The 15,665-nt window shown below is 37.4% G+C and carries 14 protein-coding genes, 8 tRNA genes and 1 pseudogene; 9 read left to right on the forward strand and 14 right to left on the reverse strand.

The genetic code is table 11. From position 1 onward, the window contains the following. Positions 1 to 114: 114 nt before the first annotated feature. From QSG86_RS15720 to QSG86_RS15770, 11 genes and pseudogenes are all read right to left on the reverse strand, one after another. A pseudogene (locus tag QSG86_RS15720) lies at positions 115 to 229 on the reverse strand (transposase); the annotation flags it as partial. 405 nt (positions 230 to 634) lie between these two features. Further along, positions 635 to 710 (reverse strand) — tRNA-Val (locus QSG86_RS15725). 24 nt (positions 711 to 734) lie between these two features. Next, positions 735 to 811: transfer RNA gene (locus tag QSG86_RS15730), tRNA-Asp, on the reverse strand. A 35-nt stretch (positions 812 to 846) separates the two neighbouring features. Next, positions 847 to 922 (reverse strand) — tRNA-Val (locus QSG86_RS15735). 27 nt (positions 923 to 949) lie between these two features. After that, positions 950 to 1,026 (reverse strand) — tRNA-Asp (locus QSG86_RS15740). Positions 1,027 to 1,037: 11 nt separating this feature from the next. After that, a tRNA-Val gene (locus tag QSG86_RS15745) sits at positions 1,038 to 1,113 on the reverse strand. A gap of 19 nt (positions 1,114 to 1,132) precedes the next feature. Continuing rightward, positions 1,133 to 1,209 (reverse strand) — tRNA-Asp (locus QSG86_RS15750). A gap of 48 nt (positions 1,210 to 1,257) precedes the next feature. Next, positions 1,258 to 1,334: transfer RNA gene (locus QSG86_RS15755), tRNA-Asp, on the reverse strand. A gap of 28 nt (positions 1,335 to 1,362) precedes the next feature. Beyond that, positions 1,363 to 1,438: transfer RNA gene (locus tag QSG86_RS15760), tRNA-Val, on the reverse strand. A gap of 178 nt (positions 1,439 to 1,616) precedes the next feature. Next, entirely contained in the window at positions 1,617 to 2,129 is a 513-nt protein-coding gene (gene elsL, locus QSG86_RS15765; protein ID WP_317032361.1) for a cell wall-recycling L,D-carboxypeptidase ElsL, read from the reverse strand. Between the two features lie 14 nt (positions 2,130 to 2,143). Next, the gene (locus QSG86_RS15770; protein ID WP_317032362.1) at positions 2,144 to 2,509 is read right to left on the reverse strand and encodes a YbaN family protein; all 366 of its coding nucleotides are present in this window, start codon (positions 2,507 to 2,509) and stop codon (positions 2,144 to 2,146) included. Positions 2,510 to 2,595: 86 nt separating this feature from the next. Between QSG86_RS15770 and QSG86_RS15775 the strand changes: the two genes are divergently transcribed. The 3 genes from QSG86_RS15775 (at position 2,596) to dapE (ending at position 5,073) form a co-directional block, all read left to right on the forward strand. Further along, the gene (locus tag QSG86_RS15775) at positions 2,596 to 3,465 is read left to right on the forward strand and encodes a DUF1853 family protein (RefSeq protein WP_317032613.1); all 870 of its coding nucleotides are present in this window, start codon (positions 2,596 to 2,598) and stop codon (positions 3,463 to 3,465) included. Positions 3,466 to 3,576: 111 nt separating this feature from the next. Continuing rightward, positions 3,577 to 3,726, forward strand: a complete 150-nt coding sequence (locus tag QSG86_RS15780) for an entericidin A/B family lipoprotein (RefSeq protein WP_317032363.1) — start codon at positions 3,577 to 3,579, stop codon at positions 3,724 to 3,726. Positions 3,727 to 3,939: 213 nt separating this feature from the next. Then, complete coding sequence (gene dapE / locus QSG86_RS15785; RefSeq protein ID WP_317032364.1) at positions 3,940 to 5,073, forward strand: succinyl-diaminopimelate desuccinylase; 1,134 nt, start codon at positions 3,940 to 3,942, stop codon at positions 5,071 to 5,073. Between the two features lie 164 nt (positions 5,074 to 5,237). Here dapE and QSG86_RS15790 read toward each other — a convergent pair whose 3' ends face one another. The 3 genes from QSG86_RS15790 to QSG86_RS15800 form a co-directional block, all read right to left on the reverse strand. Beyond that, positions 5,238 to 6,470: an ATP-binding protein gene (locus tag QSG86_RS15790; RefSeq protein ID WP_317032365.1), complete on the reverse strand. Its 1,233-nt coding sequence runs from the start codon at positions 6,468 to 6,470 to the stop codon at positions 5,238 to 5,240. A 124-nt stretch (positions 6,471 to 6,594) separates the two neighbouring features. Beyond that, a complete protein-coding gene (locus tag QSG86_RS15795) occupies positions 6,595 to 8,676 on the reverse strand; it encodes a methyl-accepting chemotaxis protein (protein ID WP_317032366.1) in 2,082 nt (693 codons plus the stop codon). Between the two features lie 447 nt (positions 8,677 to 9,123). Next, positions 9,124 to 9,492: a PleD family two-component system response regulator gene (locus QSG86_RS15800; protein WP_317032367.1), complete on the reverse strand. Its 369-nt coding sequence runs from the start codon at positions 9,490 to 9,492 to the stop codon at positions 9,124 to 9,126. A gap of 523 nt (positions 9,493 to 10,015) precedes the next feature. Here QSG86_RS15800 and rutD point away from each other — a divergent pair. The 6 genes from rutD to rutG all read left to right on the forward strand — a co-directional run bounded on the left by rutD (position 10,016) and on the right by rutG (position 15,636). Then, the gene (gene rutD, locus QSG86_RS15805; RefSeq protein ID WP_317032368.1) at positions 10,016 to 10,858 is read left to right on the forward strand and encodes a pyrimidine utilization protein D; all 843 of its coding nucleotides are present in this window, start codon (positions 10,016 to 10,018) and stop codon (positions 10,856 to 10,858) included. Between the two features lie 503 nt (positions 10,859 to 11,361). After that, the gene (rutA, locus tag QSG86_RS15810; RefSeq protein WP_317032369.1) at positions 11,362 to 12,474 is read left to right on the forward strand and encodes a pyrimidine utilization protein A; all 1,113 of its coding nucleotides are present in this window, start codon (positions 11,362 to 11,364) and stop codon (positions 12,472 to 12,474) included. Continuing rightward, a complete protein-coding gene (gene rutB / locus QSG86_RS15815; RefSeq protein ID WP_317032370.1) occupies positions 12,471 to 13,199 on the forward strand; it encodes a pyrimidine utilization protein B in 729 nt (242 codons plus the stop codon). Before rutA ends, rutB begins: the two co-directional genes overlap by 4 nt. Positions 13,200 to 13,230: 31 nt before the next feature. Then, positions 13,231 to 13,611, forward strand: a complete 381-nt coding sequence (gene rutC, locus QSG86_RS15820; protein WP_317032371.1) for a pyrimidine utilization protein C — start codon at positions 13,231 to 13,233, stop codon at positions 13,609 to 13,611. Between the two features lie 78 nt (positions 13,612 to 13,689). After that, the gene (rutF, locus tag QSG86_RS15825) at positions 13,690 to 14,256 is read left to right on the forward strand and encodes an NADH-dependent FMN reductase RutF (protein ID WP_410487482.1); all 567 of its coding nucleotides are present in this window, start codon (positions 13,690 to 13,692) and stop codon (positions 14,254 to 14,256) included. A gap of 30 nt (positions 14,257 to 14,286) precedes the next feature. Further along, positions 14,287 to 15,636, forward strand: a complete 1,350-nt coding sequence (gene rutG / locus QSG86_RS15830; RefSeq protein ID WP_317032372.1) for a pyrimidine utilization transport protein G — start codon at positions 14,287 to 14,289, stop codon at positions 15,634 to 15,636. Positions 15,637 to 15,665 lie beyond the last annotated feature (29 nt).

The following is a 15,665-nucleotide window of genomic DNA, read 5'->3' on the forward strand; positions in this document are numbered from 1 at the left end:
AACGACAAAACGTCGCTTGATCACCACCATCGATCGCAAACTATATCAATAGACAAAAGAACTCCACCCACATTAGGGTGGAGATGAATTTTACAAATTTTAATGTTATTGATTTTAAATATATTGCTTAATTATTTCTAAAGACACATCATCACAAGATCCTGCAAAATATAACCGTGACCATAAAACAGCTTTGCTATAACGCTGTGCTTTGATCTAAAAATACATTTTTTATCTTGCTAGAGCTGATAGATGTTAAATGATGAACCATGTTTGGTTAATGACACCACTGCTCGCTACTGCATCCGCATATAAACATGACTAGCTTCAGCGTTGCATGCTCTTTGATCAAGATTACTCAATACCGGTTAAAATGTTGCTATATAAGCAAAATGGCGAGATGAATGATTGGTCAAAGCTAACTCGACCTGTCCAAGCCAAAAATATCATGATTGTTATCAGCTATCGCAAGAAAATCGACAGATTTAAGCGACCTTTAAGTAGATTGCATGCAGTTATATTGCGAATGTTAATTTAAATGAATAACATTTAAGATAAAGAATTAAAATTAAGCCATCATAAAAGACTAAAATTCAAAACTAAAAGAGATTATAACAATAAAATTAAACAGGGATGGTGGGCGCTGACGGGATCGAACCGCCGACATTCTGCTTGTAAGGCAGACGCTCTACCAACTGAGCTAAGCGCCCTCAAAGAGGATTTTTATATTTAAATGGCGCAGCGGACGGGACTCGAACCCGCGACCCTCGGCGTGACAGGCCGATATTCTAACCAACTGAACTACCGCTGCATATATAGCTTAATGCTATCACCTCAATAAAGAGATGGTGGGCGCTGACGGGATCGAACCGCCGACATTCTGCTTGTAAGGCAGACGCTCTACCAACTGAGCTAAGCGCCCTTAAAGGCTAATTATTAGATTTTTAGATGGCGCAGCGGACGGGACTCGAACCCGCGACCCTCGGCGTGACAGGCCGATATTCTAACCAACTGAACTACCGCTGCATCGAAAAATCTGGTGGGCGCTGACGGGATCGAACCGCCGACATTCTGCTTGTAAGGCAGACGCTCTACCAACTGAGCTAAGCGCCCTCAAAAGGTTAAAGGTAAATGGCGCAGCGGACGGGACTCGAACCCGCGACCCTCGGCGTGACAGGCCGATATTCTAACCAACTGAACTACCGCTGCATTTACACAATTACACAATTGTGGCAAACGACGTATTAAAATTTTAAGTGGCGCAGCGGACGGGACTCGAACCCGCGACCCTCGGCGTGACAGGCCGATATTCTAACCAACTGAACTACCGCTGCACTATAAAATTTCAACATGAAAGAAGCTTGGTGGGCGCTGACGGGATCGAACCGCCGACATTCTGCTTGTAAGGCAGACGCTCTACCAACTGAGCTAAGCGCCCTTTCAAATCGACTTCATCGTTTGATGAGGTGCATTATAGAGAATCTTTACCGCCTGTCAAACGCTTTTCAGTCTGTTTTGCATTTTTCTCTATCAAATGCTTAAAAAATAAGTCATTCGCTATAAAAACAAACAATTTTAACGATTTTCTATTCATTTTCTGTCATATTTTGCGCTATTTAAAATCCCACTGACGCTAAACTTTTTTCAGAAATATAAACTAAAGCATCTTCTGGCAACACATCAAATAATTCAATAATTTCACTATTGCGCATTCGGATACATCCATGTGACATTGGAATTCCCATCGGCTCTTTATCTGGTGTACCATGAATATAAATATAACGATTAAATGTGTCGCAACCATCGCCTAAATTAAGGCCTTTTTGCAAACCCGTTAACCAAAGTATTCGTGACAAAATCCAGTCTCGTTCAGGAAAAGCCTCAGCCAAGTCTTCTGAATAAAGTTCTCCAGTTTCTTGTCGCCCAATAAATACGGTATTTTGCGGTGCATTTTTGCCTATTTTAACTGCAACTTTATGCCATCCCCTTGGGGTTTTACCACTGTCTTGCTGCTCACCGATACCATTTTTTCCTGAAGAAATACTATAAAACAAGTGGTGTCGTGGTACATATAAAGTTTGTTGTGCTAAATCAATAAGGATGTCTGCTTGATCTAAGCTATATGTCATTTGAATTATACCTTTTAGTTTTTTTGAGGTTCAGGCCTTAACCAAAGCCAAATCGCCACGATAAACATCGTAACATCTGTAAAAATTTTAACCAGTAATGGCGCATTGGTATAGAGCATGATAATACCACTGATCAGCATCATCGATGTTGCTAACCATTTGGCTTTACGTGGCACTGTTCCATTTTTACGCCATGCTGTTAGAATGGGACCATATTTAGGATGAGCCAACAACCACTCATCCATTTGTGGCCAACCTTTTGATGCAGCCCAAGCAGCCAAAATAAGAAACACTGTTGTTGGCAACCCAGGCAATAATGCACCGATGAAACCTAATGTGATAAAAATCAACACCAATGTTCGCCAAAACAACGTTTTCATAAATGTTCCACAAGTTAATCAGGCGCATAGTATAAATTGTTTTGCAATCAGATCTGCGTGTATTCTACTTTTAAAGATGTAACATGATGCCACTATTTACAGAATACGATGACAATGAACTCTGGCTCCGCTATCAAACACCAATCGTCAGACAGCTTGCTTTTGCCCTCATCAGCCCCAATATTATTCAAAAAATACCAAATCAACTCAATATATTACATCCATTTAGCCTACATCCAACTCAATTTTGGTCACAACTGTTCAGCATCTATCAACCACGGTTAGATGATTTAGATCGACATCCAGAAGTACTATATGATTTTTTAAATCGTCTTAAAAGTACACGCTTAGGCTTGCGTTTTGAAAGCTTAATTTGGTTCTGGCTAAATGATCATGCCTATCATGCCTATCAATTACTGGGACATAGTATTCAAATTATTGATGGTCCTAGAACAATAGGCGAGTTGGATTTTTTACTCAAAAATACCGAAACCAACCAAATCGAGCACTGGGAAGTCGCACTTAAATATTACTTGGGTGAGCAAAGATTATCGTTAATGCATTGGTATGGGCTAAATAGAAGCGACACGCTATTTAGAAAAATCAATCATTTTACCCAAAAACAATTTCAATTTTCTCAAGCCTTAAATCATGTTATTGATCTAAAATTTGCCGTATTAAAAGGACAACTCTATTTACCCTTATCTCATGGCGATATTCCTGACTGGATTAATTTAGATCGTCGACTCGGATTATGGGGTAACACACTGCCACAAAATCATAGCGACTATATACGTCTCAGTCGGCATGAATGGTTATGTCCAAACCTGAATACAGATTGTGTCAATCCTCAATGGTGGACCGATGGTTTATATTTAAATCCCCAATATCAGCAATATTACATGTACAAAAGACCACCATTATTCAGTCAGTTTAATAAAGTACCTCGAACATGACTGCCGATACATGTTGTTACCCAAATAACCCAAAAAGAAACATTTCCTACGATTATTTTCTTTTATTTTAGTTACACTTATAAAAAATCAGTGCACAACAAGGTGAATCTTATGAAAAAAATTTTACTTGCAAGCTTAGCTGTTACTTTTATTTTAACTGGTTGCAATACCGTTAAAGGTGTTGGTAAAGATGTTTCAAAGGTCGGTGATGCAGTAACCAATACCGCAGATAAAACCTCACAAGGGATTAGCAAAATGTAATTCTCCTTGAGAAAAAATGCACTTTAGAATCACAATGCCAATTAACGCCGATTAATTGGCGTTTTCATATCTTCTAGGCAAAATCAAAACAAAGCATTCAAATTCGCGTAAAATACATTTTTATAATCTTTCACTTTTTCTTATCAAAATCTCCCCTTCTTGATCAGTTTCACCTATTATAGTAAAACTTTTTTGACATGATCTTTTACTGGTATGACTCAATCAGCAACTCTCGAGCTTAGCTTAGAATTATTACGCCAACCGTCTGTTACCCCTATTGATCATACTTGCCAAGAAATTATGGCAAATCGTTTAGCAAAGATTGGTTTTAATATTGAACACATGCGCTTTGACGATGTCGATAATTTATGGGCGCGTAAAGGCAATACAGATCCTGTTTTCTGTTTTGCAGGTCACACCGATGTTGTTCCTACTGGACAACTCGAAGCATGGAATTCAGATCCATTTATTCCAGAAATTCGTGATGGAAAACTTTATGGTCGAGGGAGTGCAGATATGAAAACTGCACTTGCTGCCATGGTCGTTGCTTCAGAACGTTTTGTGCAAAAGCATCCTGATCACAAGGGATCAATTGCCTTTTTAATTACCTCAGATGAAGAAGGCCCATCGATCAACGGCACAGTAAAAGTTATAGAAACCTTAGAAGCACGTCAAGAAAAAATGACATGGTGTCTGGTCGGTGAACCATCAAGTACACATCAACTCGGTGATATTGTAAAAAATGGTCGTCGTGGATCACTCAATGCCAACGTTACCATTAAAGGTAAGCAAGGGCATGTGGCTTATCCTCATCTTGCCATTAATCCTATTCATACTGCCTCTAAAGCGATTGCAGAATTATGTGATACTGTTTGGGATCATGGAAATGAATACTTTCCTGCAACCACATTTCAAATTTCAAATATTCAAGCAGGTACGGGCGCAACCAATGTGATTCCAGCAACCTTGCAATTATTATTTAACTTCCGTTATTCAACCGAGCTAACAGCAGAACAACTACAGGCACGTACCTTAGAGATTCTAGATCGTCATGGCGTAGACTATGATATTGAATGGACACTGTCTGGTTTACCATTTCTAACGCCTGTGGGAGAATTGGTCAATGCTGCACAGCATGCTATTCACCAAGTCACAGGGGTGGAAACAACACTATCAACAAGTGGTGGGACTTCAGATGGCCGTTTTATTGCACCCACAGGTGCCCAAGTTCTTGAGCTCGGCGTATTAAATGCTACGATTCATCAAATTAATGAACATGTTAATGTTGCCGATTTAGAGCCACTTGCCGAAATTTATGAACAAATTTTACTGCAACTTTTAACTTAAACTGGCTTTAGACATTTATTTCAACTCATCCACCTCTGTAAAAGTATGGGGCATATTGCCCCCTATTTTTTATCCGTCAAGGTAAATGATATAAGAAAGCATACAGCATGTTTGATGCTGCAATATGCTGCCAAACCGATAGATCTGCTCATGCATTAAATCGCCTATATCTTTCGCGCTACTTTGGGGCGAGTAGATGCAAAAATATGCGCTACAATATAATCAACATCAAGGATAAAACAGCGTTGACCATCAACGACACGCTGACCTATTGCCCTTATACTGGCTGATAGCTGCTGCTGTGTTGACATGGTTGCCACTTGATGAGGTGCACTGATAAAATTATCTACCAGTAATGCTACATTTTCTCCTGCAATAGGTCTCAATAAAATCACTGGCCATAGCGTATGAGTAGCAAAATTTGGCGTATCTTGATCATTAATTAACTCAGATAAATAACGTAATTTATAATCAATATTCGCAATATTAAATCGCTCGTTATCCCCCTTAAAGTATGCTGCTAAAGCAACAGATGAAATACGAACAACAGCACTGAGCTGTATCAATGGTAAAGCAAATTGCTGCTGATGTTGTTGTAATATCAACATATCATCTACAGTACTTGAGTGAGGAATATGAAAAGTAAAGGTTGTACCATGGTCTATATCGGATTTAAGCTGAATTTCTCCACCTAAAGCTTGAATATGATGCTGCACAACCTCTAGCTCCATTAAGTTCATACCATGATCAGATATGTATGTTTGCTGTGATAAGCTCTGTAAACTGTGCGCAATTATTAATGGTAAAATTTTTGAATTATCAACAACTTGGTATCGATCAATTAAGCCCGTGTGATATGCTGTTTCTAGTAAATGTGTGACGTCAATTTCTTGAGCATCATCAGTTAAACTGACCATGATACTCTGCTGTTCATGCGTTAAACGAAGTAGAATACGGGCCAATGTAGATTTATTTTTCGCAGTACGCTCAGCAATTTCTTCAACTCTATACCGAATAGTATGACGTAACATCTGTTCCAATGCTGTGGTTAAGCGCAATAACATGATCGGTTCTAATTGAATATTTGTATATTCACATAACAACTCTGTAGGACGATGATAAAGGAGAGCAATTTGATGAACGACATGTTGTAAACGAGGAATCACACGACTAAAAGGGATTAAATCCACATGCTCTGCATCATGATTTAAGGTATTTGAGCAATTCGACCATGATGTGTTAGATGCCACTGTTTTATGTTGCTGATGCTGTAGTGAAAAAGCTTGATTTATCGGAGATGCCATTGAGGATAAGGCTGTATTTTGTTTTATATATTTTTTAAAATCAATATATCGATAAAATGCAATAGATGTGGAGTTTTCTAATATTTTTTTCATTGTAAAACGACTCAGCGTATCTTTATTCAAAGGTGATGTGTAACTCTTGGCTTAAATCTCACGCTAACATAGCGCTATATCGCAATTTTTAGTTTTAATAGCTTGTTATTGTCCATCAAAATATTTAAATTTCTGCGACAACATCTAATCGCTCGGGCTTGCTCAACAAATGCTGCAAGCTATCTACTATTTGTCGTAACTCAGTCATATTCGTTGTCATTTCTAGAATAATGAGTGATTTTTGTGAAGTAATTTCTTGGATACTCTCCATCGTTATTGCAATATGATGAGTGAAATAAACATCTCGTTTTAGCCCCTCAGTAATATTGCTCATCAATTGATTCAACTGTGCTGATTGTGCCGTTATCTCATTGAATATTGCGTGGATATCTTGCGTGGTATTAAGATCAACCGCTGTTTCTTCGATTTGATGCTGTTGTATCGAGCTGATGATTTCCTGAAATGATTTCTGTATATCCTCTTGCCATGATCTAAGCCGCTTTTGCATCATAGCAACACGCTGTGTCATATTTTGAGCTTCATCTGCAAGCATCAACAAAATCGTGTTGGATGGCTGATCAGACTTTCTGGCTTGAATTGCCGTATTCATCGCTAAAACATGACTTTGAGCACTCAGCTCATCAATTAATGACGTTACTTGATCAAAGTCTGGTAAAGAAAATTCAAATGACGGTATTTCGGCTAAAATTGCTTGAATTTTTTGATTTATCATCTGTACATCATTACCCATACCATCTATTTGATTGATCTTCGACACTGCAACAGCTAAACGCTGTGAAATAAAATGACAACTTTCAATATTTTCAAATAGCTGCTCCCTGAGCACCAGCATGTCATTAATATTAAAAGATATATCTATGATTTTTTGATTTTGATGATCACAATACTCGATCAATCGAGCAATCACATTTTCGACATTAATATCATGCTGCTGTAATATTTTGGTCTGATGATGAACAGTAGCCATAAACTGATGCAACTGCTGAATGGCAATATTAATTGCATCTGTCATGCTATTAAAATTTTCTGTATTGGTTGGCGATAAGGGTAAACTGCCTTGATTCAACTGATTAATTTCATCCAATAAGCGTAACATTGCATTTTGTTGATATTGTGCTTGAATTTGATCATTATGGTCATCCTGATGAGCCACTACATCATGATGATGCTGTAAATTAACTAGCTGATATATATAAATCAATAATATGATGAACATCAGTATCATGGTTAAAATGGGCCATAACAGCCAAGACCAACTTGATACTGAACGTGCAGTTAAATCCTCTGATAACTGTACTATTTGATTGGGTACTTGAGTGACAGTTTTTTGAATCTGAAGAATGGGATTAATATTGGCCAAAACAACAGCGCTGGCTGGCTGGATCACATCATCATAAGCCACCTGAATATTCTGTAATATTGATGTTAATTTAGGATCAGTGATCGGTTGAATACCTCCTGCTGTCTTAGGCTGGAACTGCGTATTTAAATGATCAGTAAATAATTGCATATCTTTATTTAATTGATCTGCATCTTCAATTGAAAAATTTGAGATTAAAAATTCAGGCTCGATCAATTTTAAAATTTGCTGTACGCGTATAATTTGCTCACTGAGCAACAGAATATGCTGACTTGATATAGGGATAGTCAGCATTTGTGCCATCATTGATTGATATTCAATCTGAATCGCAGGCACAATTTCCGTCATTGCAATATGGTTGTCATAAAGCTGATTAATCAGCTTTTTTTGCTTCACTATAAAGTCAATTTGTTTAGATATCATCACCCATTGATCTTCAATTGCCGTGATTTGATTACCATCAATCGACCAGTACTTAAGCTGATTTAAATTATCATTAAATTGGGTTTGTAAATCACGCAGTCTTGTAATCTCATCAGGGGTATTAATCGTAATTACTTCACCGACTTGATGAGAAATCCGCTGCGACAATACGCGTAATTCAGTGAAACTTGTATTTAAATAATAGCGTTGTACTAGCAGCAATAAACTTATGCTCATCGCAAATAGCATGATCATCATCACAGTAAATAATCGTTTAGATTGACAAATAAATTTTACGGTCAACTGTATTTTCTTAAAATATGATGGTGGTTTGTCTAGATGCCCCTTTGATGAATAAATACTTTGCGCCATATTATTTTTCTGTTGTTGGTCTCCCACCATACCTACCCTCTCAATTCTTTATTTTATGTCTTTTTATTATTTTTTATTTACAAATGGTTTGAAATACTAAATTATTCATCTCTCATCTTGTATGACATAATCATTTCATAGCCTTCCAATCAAGCATATTGAATAACACAAATGCCGATTATATCCCTCTAAAAATACAATATTGTGATTTTTTTCACAAATTCAATTAAAATAGTGGTTCATTAATACTTTATTCGTCAAAATTTTTATTAATCATCATTATTACACTTAAGCTTGCGTATATTTTAGTTATAATTTTTAAATCCATAAATAAAACACGGATGAGCTGAAATAAAGTATTTCCTCATTGGCAATCAACATACCCTATATTCAGCCATCAGACAGCAACATCATGCTGATGCAATATAATCGCTTATTCGTCTATATTAATCATAGAATGAAGGTCTTCATCTTGCATTAGGCTATAGGTAAATACTGATGAATAACATCGATTAATAATTGCTCATCAATAGGCTTAGTCAAATATTCTTTTGCCCCTTGACGTTTACCCCACACACGATCTGTTGCTTGATCTTTAATACTTACCATGACAATAGGAATATGTTTAGTGGTTGCACCACGTACAATTTGACGTGTTGCCTGAAAACCATTCACACCTGGCATGACCACATCCATTAATACTAGATCCGGCAATTCAGCCTGTGCAATCGTCACGCCATCAGCACCATTGGATGCTTCCAATACCTCAAAACCATGTTTGGTTAAAATTTCTTTAAAACGAAAAGTTTCTGTAGGCGAATCATCTACAATTAAAATTCGAGCCATTATTTTCCTCAAATACGTCTTTATTCAATAGCATCATGATGATAGCCAGTCATTACAGCAGAGTCGTCTATTCTAAACTGCTGAAGCAAAGATAATAGTCGCTTTAAACCACTCATCCTCTTATTACAAAATCAATATTTCTGCCATTACATCGATGTCGTGAAGCAAATTATATGAGGGAAATATTGCAGACAATATAATTTTTATTCCCTTTTTTCTGATAGCTTATAACATAATCCGCATTAAAAATATACAGCATGGTTTGATTTTTAACCCTGAGTATAATCACTATAAATAAATGAAGCTATCCAGCATATTCAATTATCAAGCGAAATAATTACTTTTTAAATCTTTACCACTCGTTCACACTTTTTAAAATATTTGACTTTTATATGATTGTCCTTAACCAGTATCTATACTTTGCTTTGATCGATACGATATAACCGAGAATATAACGAATTAAAAAATATTCGGCATATATTTTGCTAGATATCATGGCCGTAATTTAAGATACATTTACCCGATGAAATACCAAATACATTATTGCAATACTTTAGGGGCCAAAGACTATATTGTGCTTTCTTCCGGTTTAGGAGGGCATGCTAATTTTTGGCAGCCACAACTTGAAGCATTAACAGCTTATTTTCATGTGTTAACTTATGATCAAGAAGGCTGCCATGCGAATGCAAAACTACTCGATAAAAATTATCGCATTACCGATATGGCCCAACAAATTTTTAATATCTTGAAACACGAACAGATTTCACAATGCCATTTTATTGGCCATGCCTTAGGTGGGCATATTGGTGCTGAATTGGCTGTTTTAATGCATCAAGACAATCAACAGCAACAGCAACAGCAACAGCAACAGCAACAGCAAAAAACATTATTAAGTTTAACCTGCATTAATGCGTGGGATGAGCTAGATTCACATACCGAAAAATGTTTTAAAACTCGTATTGCACTCCTGCAGCATGCTGGCATCATGCCCTATATTGAAGCTCAAGCTTTATTTCTCTATCCACCAGCTTGGATCTCGCGGCATATTGCAACCATTCAACAAAGTGAACAAGATCAATTTAATAATTTTCCACCTATATTCAATGTATTAGCTCGACTAAATGCCTTGCAGAAATTTAAAATTCAAGCGCAACACCACAATGCATTACAGCATACACCCATTCATCTGATTGCGAACCAAGATGATTTCTTAGTGCCTTACCATAAAAGTTTAGATCTTAAATTAGCATTAGGGCATGGGCATTGTTCAATTTTAAAAACAGGAGCACATGCATCGACAATCACAGAAAGTCATATCTTAAACTGTACGCTAGTCGATTTTTTACTCAATTTAAAACAATCATAATAAAAAACTGAAGCGATTAATTCGAATAAAACCTTGGTTTTTGTTTTTCGCTTCATCCAATCTGTATATATTTATACCCATACACTTTAACGATCAATCACTCATTTTATTCAACTTAAAGATTTGCCTAATTTCTGCTAAATGCCTATATCATCGCATCAGCCTTCATAAAACCCACTGGGTGAAAAGCAATTTTATCTCGAAAAAACCTGATCACGATACAGTATTTCAAGCAGCATATTTTTAATTTGATCATTTTTTACACATTTTTTTACCTTTTGGTAAAATTTTAGTTCAATGTCGCACCGATTTAAACCAGAATATATTTACCGCAGCAAACTTAAAAATATTTTTTTACCAAACAGTATAATTAAAATTTAATAAATAACTGTTTTTAAATAATAAAAATAAACTGGCACAGCATTTGCTAAATCATTAATCACAATATTTAGGCAATATCTTAAATATAAATTTTAATTAAAATGACATCATAGGTGGTAAATATGAAAATTGGTATCTTTTGTCCAATTGGCAATAATGGCTGGTTATTGTCTGAAAATGCACCTCAATATCAGCCTAGTTTTGAGATGAATAAGCAAATTGTACAACGTGCAGAATATTATGGTTTTGACTTTGCATTATCCATGATCAAATTACGTGGATTTGGTGGAAAAACTGAATTTTGGGATCATAATTTAGAAACTTTTACATTAATGGCGGGTTTAGCTGCCGTCACCAATAAAATTAAAATTTATGCTACAGCGGCAACATTGGTCATGCCTCCTGCCATTGTTGCGCGTATGGCAGCAACGATTGACTCTATTTCGAATGGCCGTTTTGGTTTAAATGTGGTCAGTGGATGGCAATCTGCAGAATACAGCCAAATGGGTATGTGGCCAGGAAATGAATATTTTGCAAAACGCTATGAATACCTATCTGAATATGTACAAATTTTACGTGAACTTTGGGCAACAGGACATTCTAATTTTCAAGGTGACCATTTTCATATGCAAGATTGCCGAGTGAGTCCACGCCCTCAGGCAGATATGAAAATTATTTGTGCAGGTCAATCCGATACAGGACTTGAATTTTCAGCACAATATGCAGATTACAATTTTGTGTTTGGTAAAGGATTCAATACGCCAACTGCATATGCCGATATTAATCAACGCTTAAAAAAATATACCGACCAAACCGGTCGTCATGTACAAACCTATGTGCTGTTTATGGTGATTGCTGCTGAAACAGATGAGGAGGCCTTAAAAAAATGGCACCACTATCAACAAGGTGCTGATATTGAGGCAATTAATTGGCTAATGAATCAAGGCAATAACGATAATCAATCTGGTACAGATACCAATATTCGTCAAATGGCCTCTGCGATTTCACCTGTCAACATCAATATGGGCACTTTAGTAGGTTCATATCGCCATGTTGCAGAAATGCTCGATGAAATTAGTCATATCGAAGGAACAGAAGGCATTCTATTAACTTTTGATGATTTTATTCAAGGTGTTGAGGATTTTGGGCAACAAATACAGCCCTATATGCAATGCCGTCAACACATCACAGCAGATCAAACCATCAATGGCGCTGTTTGGGAGAAATCAGCATGAATCATATCGTATGTAGTGCATTTAGTGCAGCAAGTTCACAAAGTAAACTTTTAAAAGCTGAGCCTGAATCGATTCAACTGGCACCTGAACATACCGCTTTAATTGTCATTGATATGCAAAATGCCTATAGCTCATTAGGAGGATATTTAGATTTAGCTGGATTTGACGTATCCAATACACAGCCAGTGATCGAAAATATTCAAAAAGCGATCGCTGCTGCACATCAGGCAGGTATTCAAGTGATTTATTTTAAAAATGGCTGGGATGCAGCATATCAGGAGGCTGGTGGAATAGATTCACCTAATTTTCATAAATCAAATGCCTTAAAAACTATGAAAAAACAACCAGAACTCTATGGCAAATTACTGGCAAAAGGCAGTTGGGATTTTGAATTAATTGATGCACTTCAGCCCACAGAAAATGACTTAATCATTGAGAAACCTCGCTATAGCGGCTTCTTTAATACAGCACTAGATAGCATGTTACGTTGTCGGGGTATTCGCAATTTAGTATTTACCGGTATTGCCACTAATGTCTGTGTCGAATCAACATTAAGAGATGGTTTTTTCTTAGAATACTTTGGGATTGCTTTAGCAGATGCCTGCTATCAAGCAGGGCCTATCACTGCACATGACGCCAGTTTATATAACATTAAAACATTTTTTGGCTGGGTTTCTGACACCGCGAGTTTTGTCGATACCTTTAGCAATACCCCCAATGCTTAGATCAGTCTACTGAGTCAACAGGATCAATACCATGCCTAAAACCATTATATGCCCAGTCGGAACATCGCAACCCTTAGCACCTTATGTCCCTGCAACCAAAGCGGACAATATTATTTATGTTTCAGGAACATTAGCTTTTGATGAACATAATAATGTCGTCCATATCGGTGATGCTGCTGCACAAACTCGCCATATTCTAGACACGATCCAAAATATTCTGGCCGCTGCTGGGGCCTCCATGAACGATATTACGTTTAATCATATTTTTATTAAGGATTGGGCTGATTATTCTGCGATCAACCATGTTTATGCAGAATATTTTCCACAAGATAAACCTGCTCGTTATTGCATTCAAACAGGTTTAGTTAAACCCGAAGCACTGATTGAAATTGCCTCGATTGCACATGTTTAATCCTTATTCCATGACCTCAATGATCACTATACCAACACTTGAATGATGTTAGACATGATTCAAGTCAAAGGAAATACCATGAATCAAACACACACTCAGTCTGATATTCAAACACACTCCTCCTCTTTATTAGAGCATTCTTTATCGCAAATACATTTAGAAATTGATCAACACCTATTTCGCCAAGGTATGGCAAATCTTGGTGCGGCTGTCAATGTCATTACTACACAAGGACCAGCAGGGCTGGCAGGTTTTACTGCATCTGCAGTATGCAGTGTGACAGATAATCCACCAACGCTATTGGTCTGTTTAAACCGATCTGCATCCGTTTTTCAAACTTTTAAAGAGAATCAAGTGCTCTGCGTCAATACACTTTCTTCACAACAACAGCATTTGTCTAATCTCTTTGGTGGAAAAACACCGATGTCTGAACGTTTTCAACAAGGAACATGGCAATCGCTGGTGACAAAAGCACCTGTTTTACAAGATGCACTGGTCAGTTTTGATTGTGAAGTAGTCAATAGTTTGTCTGTTGGAAGCCATGATGTACTGTTTTGTCAAGTTAAAGCCATGCAACAACGTCAAGGAATGAATGCGCTGATATATTTTAACCGTGCATATTGTGAGCCATTAGAAATGTGCTAATTGAAAATATTTCATGAGGGGGAAAGTCTCATGCCAACAAAACAACCATGGTTTGCAAAATTTACACCGTATCGTGGCAATTTAGACACCACACCCGTGCAAATTGATGAATATTTACCTATTGGAAAAAGTCTGGTTTTAGGTTTACAACACGCTTTTGCAATGTTTGGTGCAACAGTACTGGCACCTTTGCTGATGGGATTTGATCCCAATTTAACCATCTTCATCACCGGGATTGGTACCATTTTATTTTTTCTAATCACTGGCGGCAGATTACCGAGTTATCTCGGTTCCAGCTTTGCTTTTATTGCAGCCGTAACGCTTGCTACAGGTTATAGTGGTGTAGGAGCCAATCCCAATATTGCTGTGGCATTAGGAGGCACCTTCGTTTGCGGCATACTGTATGCCCTGATTGGTTTACTGGTCATGAAAACAGGAACGCAATGGATTGAGAAATTAATGCCGCCGATTGTCACAGGGGTAATTGTGATGATTATTGGTTTAAATTTAGCGCCAGTTGCAATTAAAAGTGTATCTGCCAACCATTTTGATAGCTGGATGGCATTACTGACGATTGGTTGTATCAGTGTCATTGCCGTGTTTACACGAGGTATGATCCGACGCTTACTGTTATTACTGGGTCTGGTGAGTGCTTATGCACTGTATTTTTTGATTGCCAATATCATAGGGCTAGGTACACCAATTGATTTTGCTCCAGTACATGCAGCAGCCTGGTTTGGCTTACCCGAATTTCACGCCCCAGTATTTGAAGCAAATGCCATTATGCTCATTGCGCCTGTTGCCATTATTTTGGTTGCAGAAAATTTAGGACATTTTAAAGCTGTTTCAGCCATGACAGGCAAAAATCTGTCTCCCTATATGGGGCGTGGTTTTTTTGCAGACGGTATTTGCACCACGTTATCATCCTCCATCGGTGGTACAGGTATGACCACATATGCAGAAAATATTGGTGTCATGGCGGTAACTAAAGTTTACGCGACCACTGTCTTTGTCTTTGCAGGTATTTTTGCAATTTTATTGGGATTATCACCAAAATTTGGTGCCATCATTCATACCATTCCTGTCGCTTTATTAGGCGGTGCTTCCATTGTTGTATTCGGCTTAATTACTGTCGCTGGCGCTAAAATTTGGGTAGATAACAAAGTTGATTTTACTAAAAACAGTACCCTATTGATTGGAGCAGTCTGCCTCATTATGGGAACAGGAAATTACAGCATACATATTGGTGCTTTTGATTTAGGGGGAATTGGTACAGCAACATTGGCCGCAATTTTACTGAACTTTTTCTTAAATCGTCATGAAGATCAAGTGCTAGAGCAGTCCAGTCTTAAAAACAAAAGTAAAATTGTACATAGTTAGGAGAAAGCATTGAGTTTAAATATTGCCTT

Source organism: Acinetobacter sp. SAAs474 (genome assembly GCF_032823475.1).
Classification (GTDB): Bacteria; Pseudomonadota; Gammaproteobacteria; order Pseudomonadales; family Moraxellaceae; genus Acinetobacter.

What these genes read in the sequence shown, in the direction of transcription:
- elsL (WP_317032361.1), bottom strand. Translation starts at nt 2,129, where the DNA reads ATGACATATAGCTTAGATCAAGCAGACATCCTTATTGATTTAGCACAA.
- QSG86_RS15770 (WP_317032362.1), bottom strand. Translation starts at nt 2,509, where the DNA reads ATGAAAACGTTGTTTTGGCGAACATTGGTGTTGATTTTTATCACATTA.
- QSG86_RS15775 (WP_317032613.1), top strand. Translation starts at nt 2,596, where the DNA reads ATGCCACTATTTACAGAATACGATGACAATGAACTCTGGCTCCGCTAT.
- QSG86_RS15780 (WP_317032363.1), top strand. Translation starts at nt 3,577, where the DNA reads ATGAAAAAAATTTTACTTGCAAGCTTAGCTGTTACTTTTATTTTAACT.
- dapE (WP_317032364.1), top strand. Translation starts at nt 3,940, where the DNA reads ATGACTCAATCAGCAACTCTCGAGCTTAGCTTAGAATTATTACGCCAA.
- QSG86_RS15790 (WP_317032365.1), bottom strand. Translation starts at nt 6,470, where the DNA reads ATGAAAAAAATATTAGAAAACTCCACATCTATTGCATTTTATCGATAT.
- QSG86_RS15795 (WP_317032366.1), bottom strand. Translation starts at nt 8,676, where the DNA reads ATGGTGGGAGACCAACAACAGAAAAATAATATGGCGCAAAGTATTTAT.
- QSG86_RS15800 (WP_317032367.1), bottom strand. Translation starts at nt 9,492, where the DNA reads ATGGCTCGAATTTTAATTGTAGATGATTCGCCTACAGAAACTTTTCGT.
- rutD (WP_317032368.1), top strand. Translation starts at nt 10,016, where the DNA reads ATGAAATACCAAATACATTATTGCAATACTTTAGGGGCCAAAGACTAT.
- rutA (WP_317032369.1), top strand. Translation starts at nt 11,362, where the DNA reads ATGAAAATTGGTATCTTTTGTCCAATTGGCAATAATGGCTGGTTATTG.
- rutB (WP_317032370.1), top strand. Translation starts at nt 12,471, where the DNA reads ATGAATCATATCGTATGTAGTGCATTTAGTGCAGCAAGTTCACAAAGT.
- rutC (WP_317032371.1), top strand. Translation starts at nt 13,231, where the DNA reads ATGCCTAAAACCATTATATGCCCAGTCGGAACATCGCAACCCTTAGCA.
- rutF (WP_410487482.1), top strand. Translation starts at nt 13,690, where the DNA reads ATGAATCAAACACACACTCAGTCTGATATTCAAACACACTCCTCCTCT.
- rutG (WP_317032372.1), top strand. Translation starts at nt 14,287, where the DNA reads ATGCCAACAAAACAACCATGGTTTGCAAAATTTACACCGTATCGTGGC.